At 70.5% G+C, this 26,293-nt stretch carries 21 protein-coding genes and 1 pseudogene; 11 read left to right on the forward strand and 11 right to left on the reverse strand.

Features of this window, described 5'->3' with window-relative positions:
• Positions 1-30: 30 nt before the first annotated feature.
• On the reverse strand, positions 31-1,308 hold the full coding sequence (locus ACRYCC_RS06105; RefSeq protein WP_433809533.1) for a CaiB/BaiF CoA transferase family protein: 1,278 nt from the start codon (positions 1,306-1,308) through the stop codon (positions 31-33).
• A 166-nt stretch (positions 1,309-1,474) separates the two neighbouring features.
• Between ACRYCC_RS06105 and ACRYCC_RS06110 the strand changes: the two genes are divergently transcribed.
• Entirely contained in the window at positions 1,475-3,052 is a 1,578-nt protein-coding gene (locus ACRYCC_RS06110) for a carboxylesterase/lipase family protein (protein ID WP_433809535.1), read from the forward strand.
• Between the two features lie 184 nt (positions 3,053-3,236).
• Entirely contained in the window at positions 3,237-5,105 is a 1,869-nt protein-coding gene (locus ACRYCC_RS06115; RefSeq protein ID WP_433809537.1) for an alkaline phosphatase family protein, read from the forward strand.
• A gap of 109 nt (positions 5,106-5,214) precedes the next feature.
• Here the strand turns inward: ACRYCC_RS06115 and ACRYCC_RS06120 are convergent, their stop codons facing one another.
• On the reverse strand, positions 5,215-5,421 hold the full coding sequence (locus ACRYCC_RS06120; protein WP_433809538.1) for a hypothetical protein: 207 nt from the start codon (positions 5,419-5,421) through the stop codon (positions 5,215-5,217).
• 450 nt (positions 5,422-5,871) lie between these two features.
• Between ACRYCC_RS06120 and ACRYCC_RS06125 the strand changes: the two genes are divergently transcribed.
• From ACRYCC_RS06125 to ACRYCC_RS06145, 5 genes and pseudogenes are all read left to right on the forward strand, one after another.
• On the forward strand, positions 5,872-7,671 hold the full coding sequence (locus ACRYCC_RS06125) for a glycoside hydrolase family 15 protein (protein ID WP_433809540.1): 1,800 nt from the start codon (positions 5,872-5,874) through the stop codon (positions 7,669-7,671).
• Positions 7,672-7,989: 318 nt separating this feature from the next.
• A pseudogene (locus ACRYCC_RS06130) lies at positions 7,990-8,646 on the forward strand (ABC transporter ATP-binding protein); the annotation flags it as partial.
• A gap of 62 nt (positions 8,647-8,708) precedes the next feature.
• Complete coding sequence (locus ACRYCC_RS06135) at positions 8,709-9,482, forward strand: hypothetical protein (protein WP_433809542.1); 774 nt, start codon at positions 8,709-8,711, stop codon at positions 9,480-9,482.
• A 10-nt stretch (positions 9,483-9,492) separates the two neighbouring features.
• Positions 9,493-10,920 (forward strand): sensor histidine kinase, encoded by a 1,428-nt coding sequence (locus tag ACRYCC_RS06140; protein ID WP_433809543.1) that lies wholly within the window; start codon positions 9,493-9,495, stop codon positions 10,918-10,920.
• Positions 10,921-10,933: 13 nt separating this feature from the next.
• Positions 10,934-11,596: a response regulator transcription factor gene (locus ACRYCC_RS06145; RefSeq protein ID WP_433809545.1), complete on the forward strand. Its 663-nt coding sequence runs from the start codon at positions 10,934-10,936 to the stop codon at positions 11,594-11,596.
• Between the two features lie 56 nt (positions 11,597-11,652).
• Here ACRYCC_RS06145 and trpS read toward each other — a convergent pair whose 3' ends face one another.
• The 5 genes from trpS to ACRYCC_RS06170 form a co-directional block, all read right to left on the reverse strand.
• Positions 11,653-12,774: a tryptophan--tRNA ligase gene (gene trpS / locus ACRYCC_RS06150; protein ID WP_433809547.1), complete on the reverse strand. Its 1,122-nt coding sequence runs from the start codon at positions 12,772-12,774 to the stop codon at positions 11,653-11,655.
• Positions 12,775-12,949: 175 nt separating this feature from the next.
• Positions 12,950-14,581: an RNA-guided endonuclease InsQ/TnpB family protein gene (locus ACRYCC_RS06155; RefSeq protein ID WP_433809549.1), complete on the reverse strand. Its 1,632-nt coding sequence runs from the start codon at positions 14,579-14,581 to the stop codon at positions 12,950-12,952.
• A gap of 82 nt (positions 14,582-14,663) precedes the next feature.
• Complete coding sequence (locus ACRYCC_RS06160; protein ID WP_433809551.1) at positions 14,664-15,104, reverse strand: MerR family transcriptional regulator; 441 nt, start codon at positions 15,102-15,104, stop codon at positions 14,664-14,666.
• Positions 15,105-15,205: 101 nt separating this feature from the next.
• On the reverse strand, positions 15,206-15,646 hold the full coding sequence (locus ACRYCC_RS06165; RefSeq protein WP_433809553.1) for an Hsp20/alpha crystallin family protein: 441 nt from the start codon (positions 15,644-15,646) through the stop codon (positions 15,206-15,208).
• A 367-nt stretch (positions 15,647-16,013) separates the two neighbouring features.
• Positions 16,014-16,700, reverse strand: coding sequence for a methyltransferase domain-containing protein (locus ACRYCC_RS06170; protein ID WP_433809555.1), 687 nt, complete (start codon positions 16,698-16,700; stop codon positions 16,014-16,016).
• Between ACRYCC_RS06170 and ACRYCC_RS06175 the strand changes: the two genes are divergently transcribed.
• Positions 16,699-17,148 carry a MerR family transcriptional regulator gene (locus ACRYCC_RS06175; protein ID WP_433809921.1) on the forward strand — a complete coding sequence of 150 codons (450 nt, stop codon included), beginning with the start codon at positions 16,699-16,701 and terminating at the stop codon, positions 17,146-17,148. The genes ACRYCC_RS06170 and ACRYCC_RS06175 overlap by 2 nt on opposite strands.
• Before the next feature lie 427 nt (positions 17,149-17,575).
• Here the strand turns inward: ACRYCC_RS06175 and ACRYCC_RS06180 are convergent, their stop codons facing one another.
• Positions 17,576-18,310, reverse strand: coding sequence for a TIGR03943 family putative permease subunit (locus ACRYCC_RS06180; RefSeq protein WP_433809557.1), 735 nt, complete (start codon positions 18,308-18,310; stop codon positions 17,576-17,578).
• The gene (locus ACRYCC_RS06185) at positions 18,307-19,317 is read right to left on the reverse strand and encodes a permease (RefSeq protein ID WP_433809559.1); all 1,011 of its coding nucleotides are present in this window, start codon (positions 19,315-19,317) and stop codon (positions 18,307-18,309) included. The genes ACRYCC_RS06180 and ACRYCC_RS06185 overlap by 4 nt, the downstream gene beginning before the upstream one ends.
• A 251-nt stretch (positions 19,318-19,568) precedes the next feature.
• Here ACRYCC_RS06185 and ACRYCC_RS06190 point away from each other — a divergent pair, with 251 nt between their 5' ends.
• Positions 19,569-20,225, forward strand: a complete 657-nt coding sequence (locus ACRYCC_RS06190; RefSeq protein ID WP_433809561.1) for a hypothetical protein — start codon at positions 19,569-19,571, stop codon at positions 20,223-20,225.
• Between the two features lie 499 nt (positions 20,226-20,724).
• Here ACRYCC_RS06190 and ACRYCC_RS06195 read toward each other — a convergent pair whose 3' ends face one another.
• Positions 20,725-21,327 carry a TetR/AcrR family transcriptional regulator gene (locus ACRYCC_RS06195; RefSeq protein ID WP_433809563.1) on the reverse strand — a complete coding sequence of 201 codons (603 nt, stop codon included), beginning with the start codon at positions 21,325-21,327 and terminating at the stop codon, positions 20,725-20,727.
• 167 nt (positions 21,328-21,494) lie between these two features.
• On the opposite strand from ACRYCC_RS06195, the gene ACRYCC_RS06200 reads away from it, so the two are divergent.
• Both ACRYCC_RS06200 and ACRYCC_RS06205 read left to right on the forward strand, forming a co-directional pair.
• Positions 21,495-23,987 carry a glycoside hydrolase family 2 TIM barrel-domain containing protein gene (locus ACRYCC_RS06200; RefSeq protein WP_433809565.1) on the forward strand — a complete coding sequence of 831 codons (2,493 nt, stop codon included), beginning with the start codon at positions 21,495-21,497 and terminating at the stop codon, positions 23,985-23,987.
• Between the two features lie 102 nt (positions 23,988-24,089).
• Complete coding sequence (locus ACRYCC_RS06205; protein WP_433809567.1) at positions 24,090-25,130, forward strand: endonuclease/exonuclease/phosphatase family protein; 1,041 nt, start codon at positions 24,090-24,092, stop codon at positions 25,128-25,130.
• Between the two features lie 31 nt (positions 25,131-25,161).
• On the opposite strand, the gene ACRYCC_RS06210 is transcribed toward ACRYCC_RS06205, so the two are convergent.
• Positions 25,162-26,223, reverse strand: a complete 1,062-nt coding sequence (locus tag ACRYCC_RS06210) for a COG1361 family protein (RefSeq protein WP_433809569.1) — start codon at positions 26,221-26,223, stop codon at positions 25,162-25,164.
• Positions 26,224-26,293 lie beyond the last annotated feature (70 nt).

The raw sequence follows: 26,293 nt of genomic DNA on the forward strand, positions 1-26,293 counted from the left end.
CGGGCCCCGCCGGGCGCCTCCATGCCGTCCCTAGGGGATGGCCTTGTCGTCCTTGAGCGCACCGAGCTCCTCCCAGGACAGGCCCAGCTCCAGCAGCACGGCCTCGGTGTGCTCGCCGTGCTCGGGGGCGCGCACCGGCCGGCCGGGTCGCCCGTCGAACTGTACGGGCGCGGCCACCATGGGCAGCGAGCGGCCGCCGCCGAGGTCGACCTCGGCAAGGTAGCCGTTGGCCTGGACCTGCGGGTCGTCCGCCGGTTCGTGTGGCAGGAGCGACGGGGCCCACTCGCCCGCGAAGCCGGCCAGCACCCGCCGCCAGTCGTCGAAGTCCCGCTGGGCGAAGACGCCGTCGAGCCACTCCACGCAGGCCCGGGCGTTCCGCCGTCGTGCGGCCAGGTCGGCGAAGCGCGGGTCGGCCGCCATCTCCGGCCGGCCGATCGCCTGGCACAGGCCCGGCCAGTTGCGGTCGGGGGCGAGCATCTGCAGCACGATGAACCGGTCGTCGGCGGTGCGGTAGGCCAGCATCAACGGGTTCGGGGCCTCGTAGCGGTCCGGCGCGGGCCGGGCGGTCCCGGGGTGGTCGATGCGGGCATTGACCAGGTCCATCTGGACCTGCCACATGCCCGTTGCGAGCAGGGAGGCGTCGATCACGGACGGCTCGCCCGTGGCCGCGCGACGATACAGCGCGGTACCGACGGCCGCGGCGATGCCGAGCGCGCCGACCACGTCACCGAACGCGGGCGGGGGCGGCGCCGGCCACGAGTCGCCGGGCCCGCTGAAGATCTGCTGCATCCCGCTGCGCGCCCAGTAGGCGCCGGCGTCGTATCCGCCCCGGCCCGCGTCCGGCCCGCGGGGGCCGAACGCGGTCCCGCTCACGTAGATGATCGACGGATTGTCGGCCCGCGCGTCCGCCACGTCGATACGGAGGTGCCTGCGGCCGGCAGGCCGCAGGTTCGTCACGAAAACGTCCGCCGACGCGAGCAGCCTGGACAGCAGCCGTCGCCCGTCCGGGTGCTTCAGGTCGATGCCGACCGAGCGCTTTCCCCGGTTGGCCGCCTGGAACTGGACGTCGACGCCGTGATGCACCTTGTGGAGGCCGGCCGTGACGAGCCCGCGGTACGGGTCGCCCGTCTCGGGGTGCTCGACCTTGATGACCTCCGCACCCCACTCGGCGAGGACCGCCCCGGCCATCGGAACGAACACATGGGAGGCCACCTCCACGACCCGCACACCGGCCAGCGGCAGGGCCGTCATCTCGTCCGCACCGCCGCCTGCTCCGTGATCTGGCCCCGACCCCTTGCTGATCGCCATTTGGCTGTCTCCGCGTCCGGCCGAACTTCGTACCCCCAGGTCGAAATGATGCACGACCCGCTGTCATCAGAGTGAGTATTTGTTCATTAATTTTTTTCGATCGGTGCGCAGTGTTCCACCGCACCGCCACGTACCGTCCAGTGACCCTGTGGACGAGGAGTGTCTGATGCGTCTCTTTCGGGCTGTGCTCGGACTCTGCGCGATGGCGCTCGTCGTGGGTGTCATGCCCGCCTCGGCCTCGGTGTCGGCGGCGGCGCAGGGCGAGCTGGTGACGGTCGGGAACGGCACCCTGCGCGGCACCGTCAACGGTGCCGGGCGCCGGTTCCTGGGCGTGCCGTACGCGGCGCCCCCCACCGGGGAACGGCGCTTCCGGCCGCCGCAACCGGCGACGCCCTGGTCAGGCGTACGGGACACGCGGCGGCAGGGCGAGATGTGCCCGCAGGCGGGGCTCCCGATCGGAGCCGAGGACTGCCTGGTGCTCAACGTCCACACCCCACCGGCGGCCGAGTCGAAGAACCTGCCCGTGATGGTGTGGATCCACGGCGGTGCCTACACCGCCGGTTCGGGTGGCATGTACGACCCGACGACGATGGTGACCAAGGGCGGCGTCATCGTGGTGACGGTGAACTACCGCGTGGGTCCGCTCGGCTTCCTGGCCCTGTCCGGCCTGGCCGCGGAGTCCGGCACCACCGGCGACTACGGCCTCCTCGACCAGCAGGCCGGACTGCGGTGGGTGCGCGACAACATCGGCGCGTTCGGCGGTGACCCCGGCAACGTCACCATCTTCGGCGAGTCGGCGGGCGGCCACAGCGTCTGCATGCAGCTGATCTCACCGACGGCGGCGGGACTTTTCCACCGGGCCATCTCCGAGAGCGGCGGCTGCGCCGGCACGGACCTGGGGCCGGTGCCGGCGAGCACGGCCTACGAGCGGAGCGGGGACTTCGCCGAGGCGGTCGGCTGCGCCGTCCCGGAGACGGCGGTGAGCTGCCTGCGCGGCAAGCCGCTCAAGGATCTGCAGGCCGCCGCGGGGGAGGTCCTCCCGGTCGGCGGGCTCACCTGGGCGCCGGTGATCGACGGCAAAGTGATCAAGGAGCCCGCCCGTACCGCGCTGGCGTCGGGACGGTACAACAAGGTGCCGCTCATCTCGGGCACCAACAAGAACGAGGGCAGGCTGTTCGTCGCGCTCCAGTACCACCTGCTGAAGCTGCGCCGCGCGAACGCCGCGGACCTGGAGGCGGCGATCCGGCTCAGAGCGGGCGAGGTCACGCCGGAGCTGCGGGCCGCCTATCCGCCCAAGGCCGCCGACGACGCCGACCTGGCGCTGTCCGCGGTGCTCACCGACGGCCTCTTCTCCTGCCCCGCGCTGCTCACCGACCAGGCCGCGGCGGCGAACGCCGGGCAGAGGGTGTACGCCTACGAGTTCGCCGATCCCGATCCGCCGTTGTCGGCCACCGACCCGCTCATGCCACTGGGCGACTACCACGCCGCGGAGGTGCTCTACCTCTTCGACACGGTGCGGGGCCTGCCGCCGCCGCTCGGCCTGACCGCCGGCCAACTCCGGCTGTCGGACCAGATGACCACGTACTGGACCACCTTCGCCAGGACCGGGAACCCCAACGGGCCGGGCACCCCCGCGTGGCCCGCGTTCACCTCCGGCTCGGCCCGGATGCAGCGGCTCACCGCACAGGGCACCGCGCCGTTCACGACCTTCGCCGTCGACCACAAGTGCGCGTTGTGGGACTGAGGTCCGGCGCGCTCACGGCATCGCCGCGGCGCGGGCGGGTGGTCTCCGGCCACGATTGAACTGCCGCCGCCGGTGGGCCGTACACCCAGTCGGTGCCGCCGATTCGTCCGCATGCCGTTTCGGCTTTCGCGGTGGCGGCCCACATGGCGGGGCTTCGCGCGGAAGGGCGTTCGGGTTGTCGTTCTTGACACATCTTCGTCGGCTGCCGGCTCAGGGGGAGGCGACCGCGGAAGACGGCCCGGCGACCGAGGGCCGCCTGGAGAGCATGCCGGGTGACGACGCCGCGGGTGCGGACGCCACGGCCGGCACCGTCGCGACCGACGACGCCCCAGGTGCCGGCGACCGCCGGGACACCGAGGAAAGCCCCGGGGACGAGGACGGGGCGTCGGACGCCGCCGGCGACACCCGGCGAAGGCGCCCCGTCCTCGCGTGGCTGACCACCGCACTGGCCTGCCTGCTGGTGCTGTTCGCCCTCCTCGCGCCGGAGAAGGTCGGTCTCCTCAAACCTGGGGCGTTCGTGCGCATCCCGGTGGAGGGGCTGCTCGGCGTCGCGCTCCTTCTCGTCCTGCCGGTGCGGGCGAGGCGGGTGGTGGCGGCACTCCTCGGGGCGGGCCTCGGTGTGCTGGTCATCGTGAAGATCCTCGACATGGGCTTCTTCGAGGCTCTCGCCCGGCCGTTCGACCCGATGCTCGACTGGGCCTTCGTCGGCGCCGGCGTGGAGTTTCTCACCACGTCGGTCGGCCGGGCCGGCGCGATCGGCACCGTGGTCGCGGTGGTGGTCCTCGTCGTCGCCGTGCTCGTCCTCATGACGCTGTCGGTCCTGCGCCTGACCCGGCTCGTGGCCCGGCACGACACCGTGGCGACCCGGTCGGTGGCGGTGCTGGGGATCGTCTGGCTCGTCTCCGCCGTGCTCGGCGTGCAGATCGTCCCGGGCGTGCCGGTCGCATCCAAGAGCGCGGGCGCCCTCGCCTATCGCCACGTGCGGCAGGTGGGCGAGGACCTGAACGATCGGGAGGCGTTCGCCGCGCAGGCCGCCGTCGACGCCTTCCGTGACACCCCGGGCAAGGATCTGCTGACCGGCCTGCGCGGCAAGGACGTCGTCCTCGCCTTCGTCGAGAGCTACGGCCGCGACGCGGTCGAGGATCCGGAGTACGCGTCGCAGGTCGGTGCGGTGCTCGACGACGGGACCCGCCGGCTGCGCGCCGCCGGGTTCGCCTCCCGCAGCGCCTTCCTCACCTCGCCGACGTCGGGCGGCGGGAGCTGGCTGGCCCACGCGACCCTGCTGTCCGGTCTGTGGATCAACAACCAGCAGCGCTACCGCAGCCTCGTCGCGAGCGACAGGCTGACCCTCAACGGCGCGTTCCGGCGCGCGAGCTGGCGGTCGGTCGCGGTCATGCCGGGCAACACGCGGGCGTGGCCGGAGGGAGGCTTCTTCGGCTACGACAAGATCTACGACGGCCGCAACCTCGGGTATCGCGGAGTGCCCTTCAACTGGGGCACCCCACCGGACCAGTACACCCTGTCGGCCTTCCAGCGCCTCGAGCGCGCGACGCCGGGCCACGCCCCGGTCATGGCGGAGATGCCCCTCGTCACGAGCCACTCGCCCTGGACGCCCACCCCCCGGCAGCTCGTCGACTGGCACGGCGTGGGCGACGGCTCGGTCTTCGACCTCCAGTCCAGAGTCGGCGCCGCGCCGAGGACCGTGTGGCGCAACGCCTGGCGCGACCCCACCCGCGTACGCGCCGCGTACCGGCGCACGATCGAGTACTCGCTGAACAGCCTGATCTCCTACGTGGAGACCTACGGCGACGACGACCTCGTGCTCGTCTTCCTCGGCGACCACCAGGCCGCCCCGCTCGTCGTCGGCGCCAACGCCGACCGGGACGTGCCGATCACGATCGTCGCCCACGACAAGACCGTCCTGGACCGGATCTCCGGATGGGGCTGGCAGGACGGCCTGAAGCCCGCTCCGCGCGCCCCGGTCTGGCGGATGGACACCTTCCGCGACCGGTTCCTGACCGCCTTCGGACCGCAGGGCCCGCACGCCCCGTAACGGCCGGACGGTCCGATCAGCGTGACCCTCTTCATCCCGATCCGGGCCCTGAACCGCATCGCCCCCGGCCCACCTGCTCGCAGCCGAATAGGCGGTCAGTCGATGTAGGTCAGCGGCGGGTGCCCTTGGGCTTGTCGAAGCACGGGCCGGTGGAGGGAGGAGAGGAGGTCAGGAGAGAGGCCAGTGCTCCGAGGAGACCCGGAGACCGTACGGGGACGCGGCGCGGAGAGGTCCGGGCGAGCGCGTCGGCCAGCGAGCCGAGCGCGTCGAGGAGAGGTTCTTCCGCGGAGTGGTCGCGGCGCGGAGCGGCGGTCATCGGGGGCCTCCGATCTCGGGCGGGCGGGGTCGTCTCCGACGGTACCGCCACCGGAGAGCCGATGGCAGATCGTCTGTGGTGAGGGATGTCCCCGTAGATCGATTTCACGTGACCTCGTGTCCGTGTTCGATCCATCGCATCGAGTGCCGGATCGTGTGATCTTCGTGTCGCGCGCCATGGGCATGTCCGGAAATCCGGACGTACAGCGGCCCGCCCCGCTCCTGCCGTGTGTCCCACCGTGCGACCGCGGTGCCGGTCCGGGAATCACGGCACCTCAGCGGCGTCTCTTCGGTGAAAGTTCACCCGGTCGCAACGTCGCATTTTTGTTTCCGGCGTGTTGCGGCGGTCCGAATCCCCCGGACAGTACCGAAAAGCCCGCTGCACTCGGTGCAGCGGGAGCGCGGTCGCAACGGCGGCCGTGCACCTACAAACAAAAAGGAGTACCAGACCATGCGTCAGGGTTTGGAACAGACACCGCGGCTCAGAGGATCCTTCCGGATAGAGGATCTGGGGGTTCTCTCCGACCGGAGGACGACTTACGTCGTCGCCCCGGACGGCAGGGTTCTCTCGGGCGCGCTGGAGGCCGACAAGGACACCTTCTTCTCCGGACTGCTGGGTGGACTCGGTCACTTCCGCGTGGCCCCCGTCGGAGTCGAGCACTCGACCTCGTTCGGGTACGTCCCCGGGACGAATGTCCTCGAGACGACCTGGGTCACCTCGACCGGGGTTCTCAAGGTCAGGGACGCCCTGGAGTGGACCCGCAAGAAGGGTGCTCGCCGGACGTTCGTACGAGAGGTGATCTGCACCGAGGGGAGCGTGGAGGTCACGATCGACCTCGAGCCGGTCCCCGACTACGGCAGAACGCGTGTCCCGTGGACGCGGGTTCGCCGGTATGACGGCTACAACACTGCGGTCATGGAAATGAGCGGGCAGGAGGTGACGGTGGCATCCGGTTCCCCGCTGGAGTACCAGGGGTCACGCGCCAAAGCCCGCTTCACCCTCAAGAAGGGGAAGGGCACGTTCGTCGCCCTCTCTTGGGGGCAGAACGGACCTCCCACGAGTTTCAAACAGGCTCAGAAGGCGGTCGACCGGACCGTTCGCGCCTGGCGCGACTGGCTGGCGACCGGAGACCTGCCCGACACCCGGTGGAAGCCCGAGACCGTCCGTGACGCACTGACCCTCTACGGTCTGTGTCACGAGTGGGGGGGCGTCATGGCAGCCGCCACGACGTCCCTGCCGGAGACACTCGGTGGATCCCGGAACTGGGACTACAGGTTCACCTGGCTCCGCGATGGGTGCATGACGGTCTCAGCGCTCTGGCGCTTGGGCTACAAGCAACCGGCGCGGGACTTTCTTCGCTTTGTCGTGAAGTGCTTCGACACGCACGGCAAGCTCCAGATCATGTACGGCCTGCACGGGGAGACCCAGCTGGACGAGGTGATCCTCGATCACCTCCCCGGCTATGAGGGTTCCTCGCCGGTCCGCATCGGAAACGATGCATACGACCAGCAGCAGAACGACATGTGGGGCCAGGTCATCGTTCTGGTACACCTCATGATGTCCGAGGAACTGGACGAGCAGACCTGGGCGATGGTCATCAGCCTGGTCGAGTTCGCTCTGGAGGCGGCCGACGATCCCGACTGTGGGATCTGGGAGATTCGTGGCGAGCCGAAAAGGTTCACCAGCTCACGACTCTTCATCTGGCTCGCCCTGCAGCGGGGTGCCGACATCGCCGCTTTCTGGGGCGATCGACGTCACGCGAAAAGGTGGGCGGAGAAGGCCGACTCCATCAAGGCCGACATCTTCGACACCGCGGTCGGCGCCGGGGGCTACTTCACCATCGCCCCCGGAGACGACAACGTCGACGCCTCGTGCCTGCTCCTGCTGACCGAGGGATTCATCCAGCCGGATGACCCCGCGGCGTGGAAGACGGTGGAGGCGATCGCGGAGAAGCTAGCCGATCCGCAGGGCTTCCTCGAGAGGTACCAGGCGGAGGCGGTCGACGACGGCCTGGGTGGTCAGAAGGAAGGCAGTTTCATCCTCTGCTCCTTCTGGCTCGTCCAGTGCTGGAGGCTGCTCGGCGAGCACGAACGCGCTGAGGAGCTCCTGGCAAAGCTCCAGGCCTGCAGGGGCCGCACCGGTCTCCTGGCCGAAATGTCGGACAGGGGGCGCCAGTTGGGGAATGTGCCGCAGGCCTTCTCCCACCTCGGTGCCTTGAACGCAGTTTGCATGACGAGCGCGGCTGAGTAACGGCCGCGCTTGACGCTCCATGACCGGTCCGCACCCCCCAGGGTGCGGACCGGTTCCTCTTCGGCCAGCGTCGGGACGGCCGGCCGCCGGCGTACGGGGTCGTGGCGAGCCGCGAGCCGGACGCCTGCGCCGAGACCGAAGCGCATCGCGTGCCGCCCTCCTCTCGGCGACCTCGACTCCCTCGACGCCCTGGTGGCGCGCACCGGGGACATGTTCGGCCGGCCGGGGGAAAACCCCCTGCGGCAAGTCGGGTGGTATCCGCATTCCACGCAGGCGGTGGGATTCGTAGCGTTCAGGCCAGACACGTGAGGAGGTCTGATGATCGAGTGTCGTGATCTGACCAAACGCTACGGGCCGGTTCCGGCGGTCGACGGGTTGAGTTTCGATGTGCGGCCCGGGGTGGTGACGGGTTTCCTGGGCCCGAACGGGTCGGGCAAGTCGACCACCATGCGGATGATGGTGGGGATGGACAGGCCCGACCGGGGCACGGTGCGGATCGGCGGGCGCCGCTACCAGGAGCTCGGCTGGCCGTTGCGCGAGGTCGGGACGCTGCTGGAGGCCAGGGCGTTCCACCCGGGCCGGTCGGCCCGGGCCCACCTGGCGGCGCTGGCGGCCGGCGGTGGCATCCTCGGTTCACGGGTCGACGAGGTGCTCGGTCTGGTCGGCCTGGAGCGTGCGGGGCACCGGCGGGCGGGGAGGTTCTCCCTGGGCATGGCGCAGCGGCTGGGTATCGCCGCGGCGTTGCTCGGCGACCCGGGGGTGCTGCTCTTCGACGAGCCGGTCAACGGCCTGGATCCCGAGGGCATCCGCTGGATCCGCACGTTGATGAAGTCGCTGGCCGACGAGGGCCGGATCGTGTTCGTCTCCAGTCATCTGATCAGCGAGATGGCCCTGACCGCCGACCGGTTGATCGTCATCAGTGCCGGCCGGCTGCTCGCCGACACGACGGTCGCGGAGCTGGCGGCCCGGTCCGCATCGCTGGAGGACGCGTTCCTGGAGCTGACCGCGGACAGCGCCGAGTACCAGGGGAGAACGTCATGACGGCCGCGACGACGTCGCGTGCGCCCGGTGGCCGTTACCGGTTCCCGCAGGCGGCGCGGATGGAGTGGATCAAACTGCGCAGCCTGCGCTCCACGTGGTGGACCCTGGCGGTCACCGCCGTCGCCGCGATCGGCATCGGCGTCGCCGTGGGTCTCAACACCGAGAACGCCTCCGGTGACCTGACCAACAACGCGCTGGCCGGCATCATCCCCGGTCTGCTGTTCGCCGGGGTGCTGGGCGCGCTGGTGATGACCGGCGAGTACGCCTCCGGGATGATCCAGGCGACGCTGGCCGCGATTCCGAACCGTCCGCTGCTGCTGGCCGCCAAGGCCGGGGTCTTCGGTGCGGTGACGCTGGCCGTGGGAGAGGTCACGGCGTTCATCGCGTTCTTCGCCGGCGGGGCCGCCCTGCGGCCCGGCATCGCCGCGCCTGCGCTGGGTCAGCCCGGGGTGCTGCGAGCCGTGGTGCTGTCCGGCACCGGTTTCTGCCTGATCGGCCTGATCGGTCTCGGCCTGGGAGCCATCATCCGGCACACCCCGGCCGCCATCGCCGTGCTGGTCGGCGGCGTCTACATCGTCGCGCAGTTCATCGGCGGGATCGCCCCGGCGGTGGGGGCGTACGTCCCGATGGCGATCGTCGGGAACTCGCTCGCCGTGGCGAGGCCGGACCCTGAGATGCTGTCGCCGTGGTCCGGGCTCGCCACGCTGTGCCTGTACGCCGCCGCGCTGCTGGTCACGGGCGGGTGGCTGCTGACACGGCGGGACGCCTGAAGGGGCTTCGGTGGACACGTCGGCGGACGGGCGGGGTGATCCGATGGGTGCGGACGCGCCGGAGGCGGGCAGCCCCGGCGCAGGAGCGGCCTCGACCGTTCTCGCGATCCCCCGTGCCGTCGTGCGTGCCCCGTTCACCCGCCGGGCCGGAGCCGAGTTGCTGTTCAGCGTCCTGGCGGTACCGGTCGGCGTCGGCGTGCCGGTCGGCGCGGCGGCCTTCGTCCTCGCGATCGGCTGGGTGGCGCCCGGCCGGGGAGAGAACGCCTCGCCCGGCGGAGTCGTCGCCGCGCTGCTGGTGCTCTGCCTGGCGATACCCTCCGCCCGCCGGATCAGCGCGGTCCACCGCCGGCTGGCGGCACGGCTGCTCGGCGCATCGATCCCGGCACCCTCGCCGTTCCGACCCGGCCGGGGAGCCGCCGGCCGGCTGGGCGCCCGGCTCGGTGACGGCGTCGGCTGGCGGGCGACGGCATACCTGCTGGTGAAACTGCCGGTCGCGCTCTTCGAGGGGTACGCCGTCGCCTGCTGGGCCACCGGGCTGATCAACCTGACCTATCCGTTCTGGTGGGGGCTGTACCGCAACCACCCACCCGGCGCGCGTCTCAGCCCGGTCCCGATCATCACCCCCCTCGGCCACCTGGCCGACGTCACCACCTACCCCGGCACGTTCCTCGCGCTCGCGGCGGGCGCGGGGCTGATCCTCGTCGCGCCCTGGGTGACCAGGGCGGCCACCAGGCTCGACCGCCGGTTGATGCGGGTGATGCTCAGCCCTGACCGGCTCGCGCAGCGGGTCCACGATCTGGAGCGCACCCGGGCGCTGGCGGTGGAGGACGCCGCCACTCTGCTACGCCAGATCGAACGTGACCTGCACGACGGCGCGCAGATCCGGCTGGCCGCCCTCGCGATGACCCTCGGCATGGCCAGGGAGAAGCTCGACGGCCAGGGCACGATGGACCTCGCACAGCTCCGCGACCTCGTCGGCACCGCCCACGAAGACGCCAAACAGGCCCTCATCGAGCTCCGCGACCTGGTCAGGGGCATCCACCCACCGGCGCTCGACAACGGCCTGGACGACGCGCTCGCCACTCTGGTCACCAGCAGCGCCCTCCCGGTCGAGCTGATCACCGACATCCCGCATCGGCCGACCCCGGCGATCGAGACGATCGCCTACTTCTGCGCCGCCGAGCTGCTGGCCAACGCCGCCAAACACGGCCGGCCCCACCTCATCGGACTCCGAGCGACCGTGCGGGACGGCGTGCTCCGCCTCGCCGTCACCGACGACGGCACGGGCGGGGCCGACCCCGCCCGCGGCGGCGGCCTGGCCGGGCTGCTGCAGCGGGTGAGCACGGTGGACGGCCGGCTCGACATCGACAGCCCACCCGGCGGGCCGACCCGGATCACCGTCGAGCTGCCACTCGCCGCACCGGGCGGGGGAGCGTGAAAGCATCGCGATTATGCGCGTGGTCATCGCCGAGGACGCGGCCGTGATGCGGGAGGGGCTCATCCGGCTGCTCGCCGACCGCGGCCACGAGGTGTGCGCCGCCGTCGCCGACGGCGACGCGCTGCTCACCGCCGTCGGACACCATCATCCCGACGTCGCCGTGGTCGACATCCGGATGCCGCCCACGCACACCGACGAAGGACTGCGCGCCGCCCTCAAGATCCGCCACGACCACCCGTCCACCGGCGTGCTGGTGTTCTCCCAGTACATCGAGACCAGATACACCGCTCGTCTCCTGGCGGGTACGACGGCGAGCGCCGCCGGGGTGGGCTACCTGCTCAAGGACCGGGTCGCCGACGTGGCCGAGTTCACCGACGCGCTGGCCCGGGTCGCCGCGGGCGGCACCGCCCTCGACCCCGACGTGGTCGGGCAGCTACTGGCCGGCGGCCGCCACGTCCACGGACTGACCGCCCTCACCGCACGCGAGCGCGACGTACTCGCCCTGATGGCCGAGGGCAGGTCCAACGCCGGGATCGCCGCCGCACTCACCGTCTCCGCGGGAGCGGTCGAAAAGCACGTGGCCGGGATCTTCGGCAAACTCGGGCTACCGCCCGCCGAAGGCGACAACCGCCGGGTGCTCGCGGTCCTGCACCATCTCAGATCGCTGACCACCTGAGCCGGCCGCGCGGTGAGGACACAGCGGTGGTACGGGCACCACTCACGGGGTCTGTCTCAGTAGCTGGTGCTCATGACGGTGCGGACCTGAGCGAGTGTCCGTTCGGCGATGACGCAGGCCCTGTCGTTGCCGGCGGCGAGCAGACGCCGCAGGTGGCCGCGGTCCGTGACGTACTCGGTGCGCCGGGCCCGGATGGGGCGCAGGAACTCGTTGACGGCTTCGGTGACGGCTCGTTTGAGGGCGGCCGCTCCGCCGGGTCCGATGTCCTCGGCCACCTGGTGCGGGTCGCGGTCCTGACACAGTGCTGCCAGAAGCACCAGGTTGGAGACCTCCGGACGGGTGTCCGGTTCGTAGGTGATGTGGCGGTGGGCGTCGGTCCTGGCCCGCTTGATCAGCTGGGCGGTCCGGTCGGCGGTCATGGAGAGGGCGATGGCGTTGCCGCGGCTCTTGCTCATCTTCTGCCCGTCCATGCCCAGCAGGTTCGGGGCCTGCGACAACAGCGCGTCGGGGACGGGGAAGACCGGCTCGGCGGGCGCGTAACGATCGTTGAAGCGGCGGGCGATGGTGCGGGTGAGCTCCTGGTGCGGGAGCTGGTCCTTGCCGACCGGCACGAGGTTGGCCTTGCAGAACAGGATGTCGGCGGCCTGGTGGACCGGGTAGGTGAACATCAGGCCGCTGACCGCCGCCTGCCGTGACACGGCGATCTCTTCCTTGACCGTGGGGTTGCGCTGGAGTTCGGCGACCGACACCAGGGACAGGAACGGCAGCAGCAGCTGGTTGAGGGCGGGCACGGCGCTGTGGGCGAACACGGTGGCGGTGCCCGGGTCGATGCCGACGGCCAGGTAGTCGGCCACCAGCCCTTCGACGTGCTCGGTCAGGCGGTCGGCGATGTCGCGGTCGGTGAGCACCTGATAGTCGGCGATCAGCACGAACAGTTCCACGCCGGCCTGTTGCAGGCGAACGCGGTTTGCCAGGGTGCCGAAGTAGTGCCCCAGATGCAGCGGCCCGGTCGGCCGGTCTCCGGTCAGGATCCGGAATCGCGCGGGATCTCGGGCGATCTGTGCTTCCAGCTCGCCGCTCCGGCGCAGCGCGGCCCGCAGCGTCAGCGAGCCGTCGGTCGGCACTGGTGATCCGGTCACCGGTGCCATCGGGCCGGACGCGGTGATGGGGTGGGTCACGAGAGTCTCCTCGAAGTCGGAGGCCCGCCGACCGGATCAGCCCCCGCCGAAGAGAAAGGGCCGCCCAACCGGACGGCCCTGATCGTGCATGGAAGACGGCCGTCCTAGGACGGCCACCAGCTCAGGCACGAGAAACGATGCATGACGTCAGAGTACGTGATCCGGCTTCGCCGGGTCATGGAGACCCCGGGAAGTGATCATCAGACACGCGTCCGTCTAGTGTGCCATCCCTGACCGCCGGTGCCGGCCCGTGTCGCGCTGGGGGTCCGCCGCGCGGTAGGCCGTTCGTCGGGGGGTGGGGGATGCCGGGACCTTGCGGTCCCGGTCTCCTCGTCTGACCCGCCGAGCCCCAGGGGGCGGCCACGGTGGTGCTGTGGCCGTGTCGCGGTGCGAGGTTCGCCGCTCGATGGAAGTGCCGTGGCCGGCCGTGGCCGGGCAAGGGCTTACGCAACCTCACGGCTTGGACGCCTTGAGCGAAGGCGTGATCGGTGTGCTCGGCGGCAAGCCGGGCGATGTTCCAGGCGGCGTTGAGGTCCCGATCGATACTGACGCGGCACCCGCCGCAGCGAAACGTCCGGTCCGAGAGCGTGAGGTTTGGGTGTCGCCACCCGCACGCGGAGCAGATCTTCGACGTGGGTGCGTATCGGTCGATGGCCTGGATGGTGCCGCCGTACCAGCGGGCCTTGTAGTCCAGTTGCCTCCTGATCTCGGCGAAACTCGCGTCGAGGATGCGTCGGTTCAGCCCGGCCTTCTGCCGGACCTGGCGGCCGGGTTTCTCCCTGGTGCCGCGGGCGCTGGCGGTCATGCCCTTCACGTTGAGGTCTTCCACGGCGATGTGCGCGAAGGAGCGCGCGAGCACCGAGGTGAGCTGGTGCAGGTAGTTGCGCCGGAGCCCGGTGACCCGTGCGTGCAGCCGGGCGACCCGCCGTCGCGCGGCAGCGTGCCCCTTCGAGCCCTTCACCCGGCGGCTCACCGCCCGGCGCGCCCGCCGCAGCTCATGTTCGGCCGCGTCCAGGAACCGTGGGTTGGGCACGGTCTCCCCGAAGGACAGCACGGCCAGTGACTTCACACCGACATCGATCGCCACGGCGCCGTTGTCGCGCATCCGGCGAGTGGCCCGCACCGGCCCGGCAGTGGTCTCTTCGACGCTGAACGCGATCCACCACGCTCCGCGGGCGTCCTGCCGGATCGTGGCCTGCTTCAGCTTCACCCGGCCCGCTTCGAGCCCGCGAACCAGCCGTTTCATGTGGTCGCGGGTGTGCACGGACCCGATCTTGGGAAGCCGGACGTGCCGGTAGTCGATCGGCCGGGCGGCCGCGGCGCGGGCGGTGACCTTGAACCGGGCACTGTCCCGCTTCTTGGCCTTGAACTGGGGGAAACCGATCCTTCGGCCGCGCAGCCTGCCGCTGCGGGAGTTGAACCACCGTTGCAGCGCCTCGGAGGCTTCGTAGATCCCCCACATGTAGACGTCCCATGAGTTGTCCGGTATCCACTCGGGGGCGTGCAGGTCGGGGTGGCGATCGGTCCACCAGCCGGGCAGCCGGGACTCCGGGCCGGTGCGTCCTTTCTTCCAGTCGTTGAAGGCGTTGTTCAGGGTGATGAAAGTCGGTGCGTTCGGCAGTTCCTCAGGGGGTGCACCGGCGCTCTCGAGGCTGCGCCGCTGCTCGAAGGCGTCGTGAATCATGCTGATCGCCCAGTTGTAGGCGTAACGCCGGGCACCGCAGTTTCGGAGCAATGTGCGTTCTTGCCGTGGAGTGGGGTCCAGCCGGTAGCGGTAGGCGCGCCGCGACACCACCGACTCCGTCACCGCCTCGCCTCTCCCTGCCGCTGGACCGGATGGCCCACGGGTAGCCGGCCACCGTGAAATCTAGCGGGTACCACCGACACCTTCAGGGAGTTCGCTCGGTCCGGGGGCCGGGGCCGTCCCGGGAGTCCGGGCCGGCCGAGCGATCTTGAGACCTGTCCGGCCGGCCACCTTCTCGAGGATGCCTCCGTGGTCCGTCGGCCGCCCCTCGCTGTCGGCGGTGTTCGACCAGGCGCCGGGTGAGTTCGTCGCGCTCGCGGGTGATCTGTGCCAGCTGGTGTTCGAGTTCGACGATCCGGCGTATCGCGGGCAGGGTCATGCCCTCGCCCATCATGGTCACGACCTGCTGCACCCGGCCGATCTCGTGACGCGTGTAGCGGCGCTGTCCTCCCGGGGACCGGCGAGGTGAGACGACGCGCTGGTCGTCGATGCGGCGCAGGAACGCCTGCCGGACGTCGAGCATCGACGCGACCTGCCCCACCGTGTACAGCGGCGCGTGTTCGTCATCAAGCGGAGAGAGCGCCATGCCCGCACCTCGATCCGTTTCACTCCCGGGATCGCGACGCCCGGCCGGTGGGCGGGCGGACCGCCCTCCACCAGCCGGGTCGTCACCGGCCGCGGACCACGTCAGCCCTTGATCGCCTTTGAGGTCTCGGCGGTCCGCTGGATCTCCACCTTGCGCGGCTTTGCCCTTTCCATCACCGGAATGCGCACCGCCAGCACGCCATTGTTGTACGCGGCCTCGATGGCTTCGGCGTCCAGATGCTCGGACAGATACACCCGGCGGGTGAAGGCGCCCATCACCCGCTCCCGCACGAACACCCGGTCGTCCTCGTCGTACTCCTCTTCCCGGCGGGCCGTCACCGACAGGACTCCGCGGTCGACGGTGACCTCGATCGAGTCGGGGTCGATACCGGGCAGGTCGAACCGGAGCACCACGTCATCGGCGCGCCGCAACCCGTCCATCGGCATGACCGCTCCGGTACCCTCCGCGGCCGCCTGCCGGGTCAGCCGGTCGAACTGACGCTCGAACTCCTGCACGAAAGGGTCGATCGACGTCAGCAACATCCCACTTCACCTCCGAAGACCAGGCCTGTGTCGGCCTCCTGACACCTCTCCTCCCAAGAGAGAACCTACAATTCAATTTATAGGTTTCCTCCCGCTGTTTGTCAAGCCGTGGCGGCGAGGACCGGACCCCTGGGGAGGGCCGGATGGGTGGCTTCGTGGCCGGTACGCCCGCTGGTAACGGCGAAGTCAAGCGGTGACTTCTGGAGCCGGGGCTTCCCGCTGCGCGGTCCTGACGCGAACCTGGCGCGAACGGGGCGATGCGGCGTGCCGACGCGGTTTTGCCGATTACTTGCAGCCGGAGTTGCAGAGATGGGTATCGCATCGCCCGCCACATTTCCGACGATCGCCGCCGACGCCGGGCCGGTACTCAACCGGCGCGAGTCCCGGCAGCGAGAAAGATCGGGACGGCGACGAACAGCCGGTCATCGCGTGCCCTGGCGGCCTGGTCGTCGAGCCAGGCGCCTTCTCCGATGGTGGCGAGCATCGGCAGGATCGCGGCGTCCGTCCACACGATCGTGTGGACCTCGACGGTGACGTTGACGAACCCGTTGTCCAGCAGGAGGTTCCGGTACCGGCGGGCGATCCGCGGGTTCGGCATGCCGTCCGCGCGAGCGTGGACGAGCGTGCGGGTGAGTGCGGGATCGTCGGAGTCGATCACGAATGTGTCCCAGTCGTGGCCGACGAGCACCGCGCGGCCGTTCGAGGCCAGAACCCGGCGGGCCTCGACGACGGCTCGCTCGGGCTCGGCGAGGACGTGCAGGACCTTGTCGGCGCGGTAGCCGGTGACCGAGCCGTCGTCGAGAGGCAGCGCGGTGGCGTCGGCGACATGGAACTCGCCCGCGGGCCGGCGCCGGACGGCGATCTCGACCATGGCGGGGTCCAGGTCGACGCCGATGGCCCTCACCCCACGGGCGGCCAACTCGCCGACGGCGCGCCCGCTCCCGCAGCCGACGTCGACAACGGTGTCGCCCAGCGCTTGGTAGGTGCGTTCCCGCAGGTTACGGGCCTGGGGTAGGTCGTCAAGGCCGTCGAGGATGGTAAGCAACGTGGACATGGCCGTCATTGTGCGACTTAATGTCGACATGAAGTCAATCGGCGAGGTGGCGGCTCAGTTCGGGTTGCCGACACACGTGCTGCGCCACTGGGAGGCGGAAGGGCTGCTGGCACCGGCCCGCGCGGGCGACCGCCGCCGCTACGCCGACGCGGACGTGTACCGGGTGGCGGCGATCCTGATCTCGAAGGAGGCGGGCTTCGGTCTCGCGGACATCCGGACGATGCTGGCCGCCCTTTCCGCACCGGCCCGCCATGAGGTGATGGCCCGCCACCGCGAGAGGTTGCTGGCACGGATCGCCCGGGCACAGGCCGCACTCGACATGCTCGAGGGCGGCTTGGAATGCCCGCACGACGACATCATGACGTGCCCGCATTTCCAGGGAATTCTGGCCGACCGACTGCAGCCGGCCCAGACCGCGTCGAGTCGGATGCCGACTGGGGGCGGCTGAGCCTGAGATCTGCGCCGTCCGTACCGGAACTGGTTCCGGCCGGTCGGCCGCCCCGCGTAGCCGCCGTCGGCCCATGCCGGCGACACGGTGGCGATGTGGCGCTTGCGGCCTTCGAGCTCGAGCCCCGTGCCAATTCGGCTTTCTGATATCCCGCATTGGATTTGAGGGAAGAGACCTCGGAATCGTCGGCGGCGTACGATTTCTTGAAGGCCATATGGCCAAAGCTCCCGCACATCGATGGCCGCCCATGTGTCGCATAGCATGGACTTAAGCCCCGAGACGGAACTGCTACTCGCGAGCAAACTACGTTCAACCGCTCTCGGGGCTTTCTCATGGCCTCGGCGCCGTTCTCGACCCTGACGTGGGAGGGCGGCTAGTTGCCGATGGCCGCACGTCCCCGGCCCGGCGCGGGAGTTCCTCGAGGCGGTCAGTTCTCGTACGGGTCGTCCGGGGCCGGGACCGGTCTGGTCTGGCTGATGTCGATGAACGGGATGACACGGTTGTTGATCGGGTCTCTGGTCTGTTCGCCGGTGTAGGTGCCGACGACCTCGAGCCAGGCGTCGGGTTGCAGGATGGGCGGGATCCGACCGGCCAGGCCGACCTTGACGGGTTGGGCGTCGGCGGCGCAGCAGTTGAGGACCATGCGGGTGAGGTAGGGCTTGCCGCTGCGGTCGAGGGTGATGAAGCCCGTGATCTTGACTCGCCGGTCGCCGAGCGAGCGGCTGCGGTCGTAGACCGCACGGCCGGCGTAGTCGACGACGCTGAGCCGGAGCGGGTCGCCGGAGGGGAGGGTGGGGAAGCCGGGGGGTGGTTGCAGGGCCGTGCCGGTGCGGTTGGCGGTGTAGGAGCCCGGTGCGGGCGGGGCGACCAGGATGAGACCCAGCAGGGGCAGGACGAGCAGCCAGGAGATTCGTGGTTCGCGGTGGGCGTGATCGCGCGGCTCGGGGTGCTCGGGCTCGGCCGGGTCGTCCTGGGTCGCGCGTGCCCCTCGCAGTTCGTACCAGACGGTGGCGATGGCGGCGGCGATCAGGACGATGCCGGCCGCGAGAAGCAGCGGGCGCAACCCGGCCTTGACGTAGCGCAGGTAGAGGTCGGTGGAGCTGGCGCGCAGCGACGCGCCGCCGACGAGGAACAGCACCATTGCCTGCGCGAGCCGGTTCACAGCAGCACCGCCCCGACCAGGGCCGAGATGAGGACGGCCAGGATGAAGGTGACGGGGGCGAACCGCAGCGCGAACCCGCGGCCGAACGTGGCGGCCTGCATGGCGAACAGTTTCAGGTCGATCATCGGTCCTACGACGAGGAATGCCAGCCGGGCGGTGAGGGAGAACTGGGACAGGGACGCGGCCACGAACGCGTCGGCCTCGGAGCAGATCGACAACACCACCGCGAGGATCCCCAGGGTGAGGATCGAGACCACAGGGTTGGTGGCCGCGGTGTGCAGCCAGCCCGCCGGCACCACGGCTTTGAGGGTGGCCGCGGCCATCGCCCCGACGACGAGGAAGCCGCCGGCGTGCATCACGTCGTGCCGTACCGACCCCCAGAACGCCGCTCCCTTGGTGAGGCCGTCGGACGAGGGGTGGGCCGGTGGGCGCAGCCAGTCGGTGCGGCCCAGCCGCTGCCACGTCCAGCCCATCGCGCACGCCACGCACAGGCTCGCCACGAACCGGGCGAGGACCATCTGGGGGTCGCGGGGGAAGGCGACGGCGGTGGCGGTCAGCACGATCGGGTTGATCGCCGGGGCGGACAGCAGGAAGGCCAACGCCGCCGCGGGGGTGACCCCACGGCGCACGAGCGCTCCGGCCACCGGCACGGAGGCGCACTCGCAGCCGGGCAGGACCACCCCGGCGAGCCCGGCGACCGGTACCGCCAGGTTGGGCTGTTTCGGCAGTGCGCGGGCGAAGAACGAGGGTGGGACGAACACCGCGATGATCGCCGACAGCAGCACGCCGAGGACGAGGAAGGGCAGGGCCTGGATGACCACCGCGACGAACACGGTCACCCAGCTCTGCATCACCGGCGCGGACAACGCCCGGCGGATCGGTGCCTGCAGCGCGACCAGCAGGACCACCAGCATGGTCAGGACGTGCAGTGAGTTGAACTGCCAGCCGTCCCGGTCGTCCGCGTCGCGGTCGTCGACCGGGGCCGGGACTGCTCCGGTGGTGGTCACGGGTGAGGTACCTCCGGTATGGCGCGGGGGCCGCCGTGGCCGGCAGTGTGCGGCGTCGCCGACGACAGCGTAGCGGCGCCGTGCGTCACGCCACGAGTCTTCTGGCCGGGTGGAGTGAACCGGCCGGGCCGCAGTAACGTCTGACGACCGTGACGACCTCCCCGCAGCCGAACCGGACGAAACCGCAGACCGCCCCCCAGGTTCAGCCACGGCCGCCCGGCTGCATCGCGTGGCCCGCACGGGTGATCGCGGTGTTGATAGTGGTGCCGCTCCGGCTGCTGTGGGAGGCCGTCGCGCTGATCGGCCGCTTCCTCAACGCCTATGTGCTGCGGCCGATCGGATGGCTGGTCAGGATGCTGATCGTCGTACCGCTGCGTTGGCTGTTCCTGACGCTGGTCGTGTCGCCGGTGCGGTGGCTGTGGCTCTGGCTGGTCGTCCGCCCGGCGAGCCTGCTGTACCGGGCGGTGCTCGTGCCGGTCGGGCGGGCCCTGTACCGCCATTTGCTCGTGCCCGTCGGACGGGGGCTCCGCCGGCTCGTCGCCGTCCTGGCGATCATCATCGTCACGCCGATCGCGTGGGTCGTCGAGGGCGTCGTGAAGGTCGTCCTGGCGCTGTACCGCTTCGTCCGGCCGGCGTTGGCCGCGTTCGGCCGCGTGCTGGGGGACGCGCTGTCCTATGGCCGGCGTGCGGGCGACGTCGTGGTCCGGTTCATCGGCCGGGTGCTGTACCAGGTGATCGTCCGGCCGCTCCGGTGGCTGTGGCGGACCGTGCTGCGACCGGTTCTCGTGGCGGTGCGATGGGCATGGAATCTGCTGGTGGTGAGCACCCTGCGCTGGGTGATGGCCGCGGTTCTGCGTCCGATCGGCGGCGCGACCCGGTCGGTGCTCCGGGCCATGAGTGGGTCGTGAGCTCCGTATTCGCGGCGAACCGGCTCGGCGGGGCGGTCGCGCTGACCCACATCAGAGCCCGCAGCCCCGGCACGGCGACGTCGGCACCGAGCGGAACCGCCGGCTCCGGATAGGCGTGGTCATGGCCGACGACGAGCGTCGCCAGGCCCGCGCCGACGCCATCGGGCGCCAGGTGGGCCACCAGCGGCGTCGGCAGCGTCAACGACTCGAGATTCGTCAGGGTCGGCAGGAACGCCGGCAACCCCGGCCTCCGTAGCTGAGCGCTGGTGGGGCACAGGTCCAGGCAGCGTATTTCGGGCACGTCCTCCGGCCGCGGCGAGCCACCCCAGGGAATCCGCACCGCACCGTCCTGGGTGAGGTGATCACATTCGATGGCGTTCCCGACGCAGAAGATGCCCTCCCCGTCGGGCGGATAGAGGTACCGGTAGCGGCTCGCGCCGAAATGGTCCACGGCGCCTGGTCGGCTCATGTCGCGCCATTTTGCCCAATCCGGGCTCGCTCACCTCGGTGGTGGGAGGAGCAGCCTGAGCGCGCTCGTCAAGATCGCGCGTACGTCAAGGCCGGGGTCGATGAGCCACTGGACATGCAGCCCGTCGATCAGGCTGTTCAGCTGCTGCGCACCGAGGTCGCAGTCGATGTCGGGGGAGACCCTGCCCGCCGCGATCTCGTTGGCGATGGCCCGGGCGTAGGTGTGTTCGAGCCGGCGTGATCTCTGGCGGAAGTAGAGGTGGGCCGGGTGGGCCGGGTCCGTGGCCTCGGCCGCCATCGCGGCGTCGAGCCGGACCAGGCCGGGGGACCGATGTTGCCGGAGGACACCGCTGACCACACGCGCCGCCAGCGGCTCATGGGGGCTGTCCTGCTGGGCGGCCTGCTCGATATCTCGTTCGTGACGTGCGCGAAGAACCGAGACGAGCAGCTCTTCCCGGGTGCCGAAGTAGTGCAGAAGGCCGGGGCGGGTGAGACCGGCGCGGGTGGCGATGTCCTCGAGCGACGAGTGACGCAACCCGTTGGCGGCCAGCACCTCGAGAGCCACCTCGAGCACTTCCTGCCGGCGGGCGACTCCCTTGGCGTAGGGGCCACGCCGAGGCGGACGGGTGGACATGCGCCAACGATACGCGGGCCAAAAACTTACTTGAAGTAGGTATTGACGCTCTCCCACGTCACTCCCTACGGTGACGTTCACCCGGGTCCGTGTGAGCGCTAACAATTGAGCGTTCTCGTGTGACCTCGCGGTGGCGGCGGAGGCCGACGAGAATCCAGGAGCACTACATGACCCAGCCAGTTCACCCCCCGAGCGGCCAGGCCCGGCGGCCCTTCAGGCGATCGTCCCGGGAGGAGGGCCAAGGCTCCCAGGACGCGCGGAGAGCCGAGCCCGCCTCTCGCCGCAGGTCGAGCGGACGGCGCCGTACCGTGTTCCTGGGCCTGCTGGCCACCGGAATCGCGTCCGTGCTGGTCGCCCCGGCGTCATACGGCAAGCCGGCTCCACACGCCCTCGCGCAGGCCCGGTCGTACGCGCCGACGTTCGCGGCGCCGTACCTCAACGGTGTCTCCGGCCCTGAGCCCACCCGGGTGGTCAGCCTCGACGGACCGTGGGACTTCACACCGGTCACGAACACGGTGTGCACGGGCGGGGGGAGCTTCGGTTCCACGACCGGGCCCATGACGTGCGTGAACTCACCGGCGGGCAAGAAGAAGACGACCATCCAGGTGCCAGGCGGCGGCTGGCTGAAGCAGGGATACACCGACCTGTCCAAGGCCGTCTACAGCCGGACCATCCGCGTGCCCGACATCCCCGGGGCGCAGGTCACGAGGCTGAACTTCGGGGCCGTCAACCACAGGGCGACGCTGTGGGTGGACGGCCGGCAGGTGGGCTCTCAGGTGACCTCCTACACCTCCTCCGTCTTCGACATCAGTGCCTTCGCCGAGCCCGGGACGACGCACGAGATCAAGCTGCTGGTCCAGGGCCGCAAGGCCATGGTCGGGCCCGACGGTCGTTACAACGTGCCCGAGGGCGCGTCCTGGTCCGGCGACGTCGCGCAGGGGATCTTCCGTTCCGCCGAGCTGGAGGTCTTCCCCTCGGTCTTCGTCTCGGACACCGTCGTGCGGACCTCGGTGGCGAAGCGGCAGCTCAGCTACGACGTCTACGTGTCCAACAACGGCCGGCGCCCGCAGGACGTCGTGCTGGACGGGAGGCTCGGTTCGTGGAACGGGAAGAACTGGAAGTACCCCGCCGTTCCTGAGCGCTCGCTGCGCGTCCCGGCCGGAACGACGACCAAGGTGACCGTGGGCCCGCTGGACTGGCGCGCCGGCCCGGCCTCCTACTGGCTGCCGAACGTCCCGTACCGGGCGGGTTACCGGGCCCAGCTCCACGATCTCGTCGTCAGGCTCACTCCCGCTCGCGCGGCATCCGGCCGGGGCCAGGTGGGCGACCACGCCGTCGTCCCGTCCCAGGCGCGAGTCCGCTTCGGCTTCCGGGAGATCGAGCAGGTCGGTGACCACTACGAGCTCAACGGCGAGCGGGTGAACTTCCGCGGGGACAGCCTTCAGGGCGCGAACTACGACAACATCGACTTCCACGGTCGCAGCGATGCCTACGACACCTTTCCCGGCTTCCTGCGGCCGTCGATGGGCAACGGCGGATGGCCCAAGGCCGTCGACGACTACCTGCGCCTGAACTACAGCGGCGTCCGGATCCACCAGATCCCGGCGACTCCGTACATGCTCGACGTCAGCGACGAGCTCGGGCTCATGGTCCAGGACGAGACCGCCATCCGCGGCTCCAACAACCGGGAGAACTTCGTCACCGGCCGGGACAACATGATCGGGCACCTGGCCGGCCTGGTTCGGCGCGACCGCAACCACGCGTCGGTGCTCCGGTGGAGCCAGGCCAACGAACCGAGGGTGGCGTTCTTCACGAACCCCGGAGCCGGACCCGACTTCGACGAGGCGCTCTACGCCACCGTGATGAGCAACGACACGACCCGCCCGATCAGCACGGACGGCGACTCCGCGGACCTGCCGCACGACAACTACACCGTCTTCTGCCACTACGACGGGTTCTCGTTCGGCAAGTACACCGAGAGCACCTGCGCCGGTCCGCAGGGAAAGCCGCACGGCCAGGGCGAGTTCATCTGGTGGGTCGACAGCACCCCTCAGGGAATGGCCTGGTTCGGGACCGCCTCCATGAGGATGCGGGAGAAGGGCGCATCGGACACCCGTCCGTACACGCTCCTGTCGGCCTGGTCCTCCGTCATCCCCGGGGTGAAGCGCACCGACATGAAGCTCGAGATCAACTACCCCGACGGGCCACACCCGATCTACGGCGAGGACAACCTGCCGGACCCCTGGGCGAACCCGACCATCAAGCTCATCCAGAACGCGTTCAACCCGGTGGCCGTCATCGACTCGGCGTTCTGGGACGCCAACAAGATGTCGGACGAGGCCGGCGACTGGCCCACGACACCGGCGACCGTCGCTCCGGGAAGGACCACCCGGTTGCTCACGCTCTTCAACGACACGTTCCAGGGCGAGCGGTTGAACGTCACCTGGCGGCTACGGTCCGGTTCTCCGGCCGGCCGTGTCCTGGAGGAAGGACGGTTCGCATCGGACCTCGCGCTGGGCAGCCGACGGCAGTCGCCCATCACCTTCACCGTGCCGGACACCCGGGGGCCCCTCTACCTCGATCTCCAGGTCTCCAAGCCGGGTGAGGGCACGTTGTACCGCGACGCCAGCACGGTCTACAGCGTGCAGCACACGACCTGAGCCCGATGGCGGGCGGCCCTGACATGCGTATTCTCGGCTGGGACAATCCGATACGACCGCCGGCGAGATTCACCGGCCGAGGCCGCGCGACGGGAGACGTCGATGCTGTTGAGATCGCGCGCGGCGGCGCTGGCGGGGGCGGTGGTCATGGTGGCCGGGGTCGTCATCGCCGCGACGGGCGCGACCTCCGGGGTGGTCGAGGAGACCATGCGGCTTCCGGCGGCGCAGACCTATTCCGTCTCCGCCCCCGCCGGCCGGCAGGCGCCGCGGACGTTGCGGGCGAGGGCGGCCGTGACGGTGCGGATCCAGCAGTACAACCTGTGCGCCGGGAACGACACCTGCATCGCCAACCGCGACTACGTCAAGGTGGCACGTGGCCTCGTCAGGCGGTTCGCGGTCTCCGACGGCGCCTGGTTCATCTCCCTCAACGAGATCTGCAAGCGGGACTTCGACGATCTCACCCGCACGCTGAAGGTCGCCGGGACGATGGTCTACAGCCAGCCCAGCCGCGACTCGTGCTCGGGCCCGATGAACGACGGAGCGAGCGGGCCGTTCGGCAACGCGATCCTCCATCCCGGCGGGCTGTACGAGGGACGACTGGCCCGGTACCTGCCGACCCAGGAGGCCACCACCTGCGCCGCCACGATCGAGTGCCGCACCATGCTCTGCCTCCACCTGAGAACGCTGGCCGGTCCGATGACCGTGTGCACCACGCATCTCGACACCAAGCGCGGGAATCCCCTCGCTCCCCCCGAGCTGACCATCCCGCAGAAGCAGGCGAACGAGTACCTCCAGATCGCCACCGCCTTCGCGGCGGGGCGGCGGAAGGTGCTCGCGGGCGACTTCAACCTCCCGCCCGCGGAGGTCCCCGACGTCTACTCCGCCCGAATGCGGGACCTGGTGAACGGGAACACCTTCCCGCTCTGGGGGGACTGGGACAACGACCCGCGGACCTTTGCCCGGCCGGCCGTCCCCGACCGGAAGATCGACTACATCTGGGTCGACCGGGCCGGCACCTTCCGTGCCTACGGCGGTTACTGCGACGACCACGTCGCCAGCGATCACTGCTACACCAGAGGAGCCTGGCGCCTGCCGGCGTCATCGCCCGCCCGATCGCAGGGCGGTCGGCTGCTTCGGCCGTAGAACCGTCTCACGAGCCTGCCGGCTCGAACGGCTACCGGTCGGAGGTCTCCCGGTCGCGCGGCGCCTGCTCGGCGGCCTTCTGGACGGGAGAGTCCTCGCGGGGCTCGGCCCGCCGGCGGCGGCGCCGGAAGACCAGGCCCGCGACGAGCCCGCAGAGGACGACGAGGAGGAGCAGCAGTGCCCAGGGGACGGTCCAGGCGCGCGTCGTGGTCTCGGCGGCGGCGAGCGGTGCGATGGAGCCCGACGCGTCGGTGAGCAGGGGGACGACGGTGACCGTCCCGGTCAGTCTCAGCGCGGCGGCCACTCCGTGTACCGGCACGGAGACCTTCCAGGAGTCGCCCGGGAGCAGCTGGGGCGAATCGGCGATCGGGCCCGCGCGGCCGCCCAAGCGCCCGAAGGGGCCGGAAACGGACACCGCCTGCCGGGCGGTGAGGATGGCGTTGCCGGTGTTGCGGATCGTGTACGTGACGGTGGCGTCACCCTTCCCGAACGGATCGGGCGTACCCGAGTACCGCAGGTGCAGGTCCGCCACCGACAGGCTCGGCTTGAGCGGTCCGCCCACGCGCAGACGGATCCGGATGCCGAGACGCCGGTCCACGGGGACTCCGTCGCCGGTCTGCGTCAGCGAGGTGACGATGCCGCCCATGTACTCGCCGGGCGCGGCGTCGCCCGGAAGGGTGACCGTGAACGGCACCTCGACCGACTCGCCGGGCCGAACCGTCACGTCGGGCCGGTCCGTGCGCACCCACGCCCCCACTCGGGTCGACTGCACGTCCTTGGTCACCAGGTCGAGCCGGCCCTCCTTGGTGAACCCGTCGGCGGCGTACACGGCCAGGTGGAGCGGCGTGGTGCCGTGGTTGACGACCACGAGGCCGTCCTTGAGCCGCCCGCCCGGGTTGAGGGTGTAGCTGTAGTTCTGCCGGCCGGCCCCGAAGTCGTTGGAGGCCGTCGTGACCGCCCAGGAGACGTCGCCGTCCGCCGCCGCGGCGGGTCCGGCTCCCACTTCCAGGAAGCCGAGCGCGGCGAGCAGCACCATGAGGGCGGCCTGTGCGATGGCTCGGGCCGTGGTCGTACGCGGTCTGGGCGGGTGCATCTGGTGATCCTCGGGGTGTCTGGGAGCGGCGGATGAAGACGTGCGGTGGGGTGGGCGCCCTGCGGCGCCC

Origin of the sequence: Actinomadura scrupuli (assembly GCF_050971785.1) — a bacterium.
Classification (GTDB): Bacteria; Actinomycetota; Actinomycetes; order Streptosporangiales; family Streptosporangiaceae; genus Actinomadura_E; species Actinomadura_E scrupuli.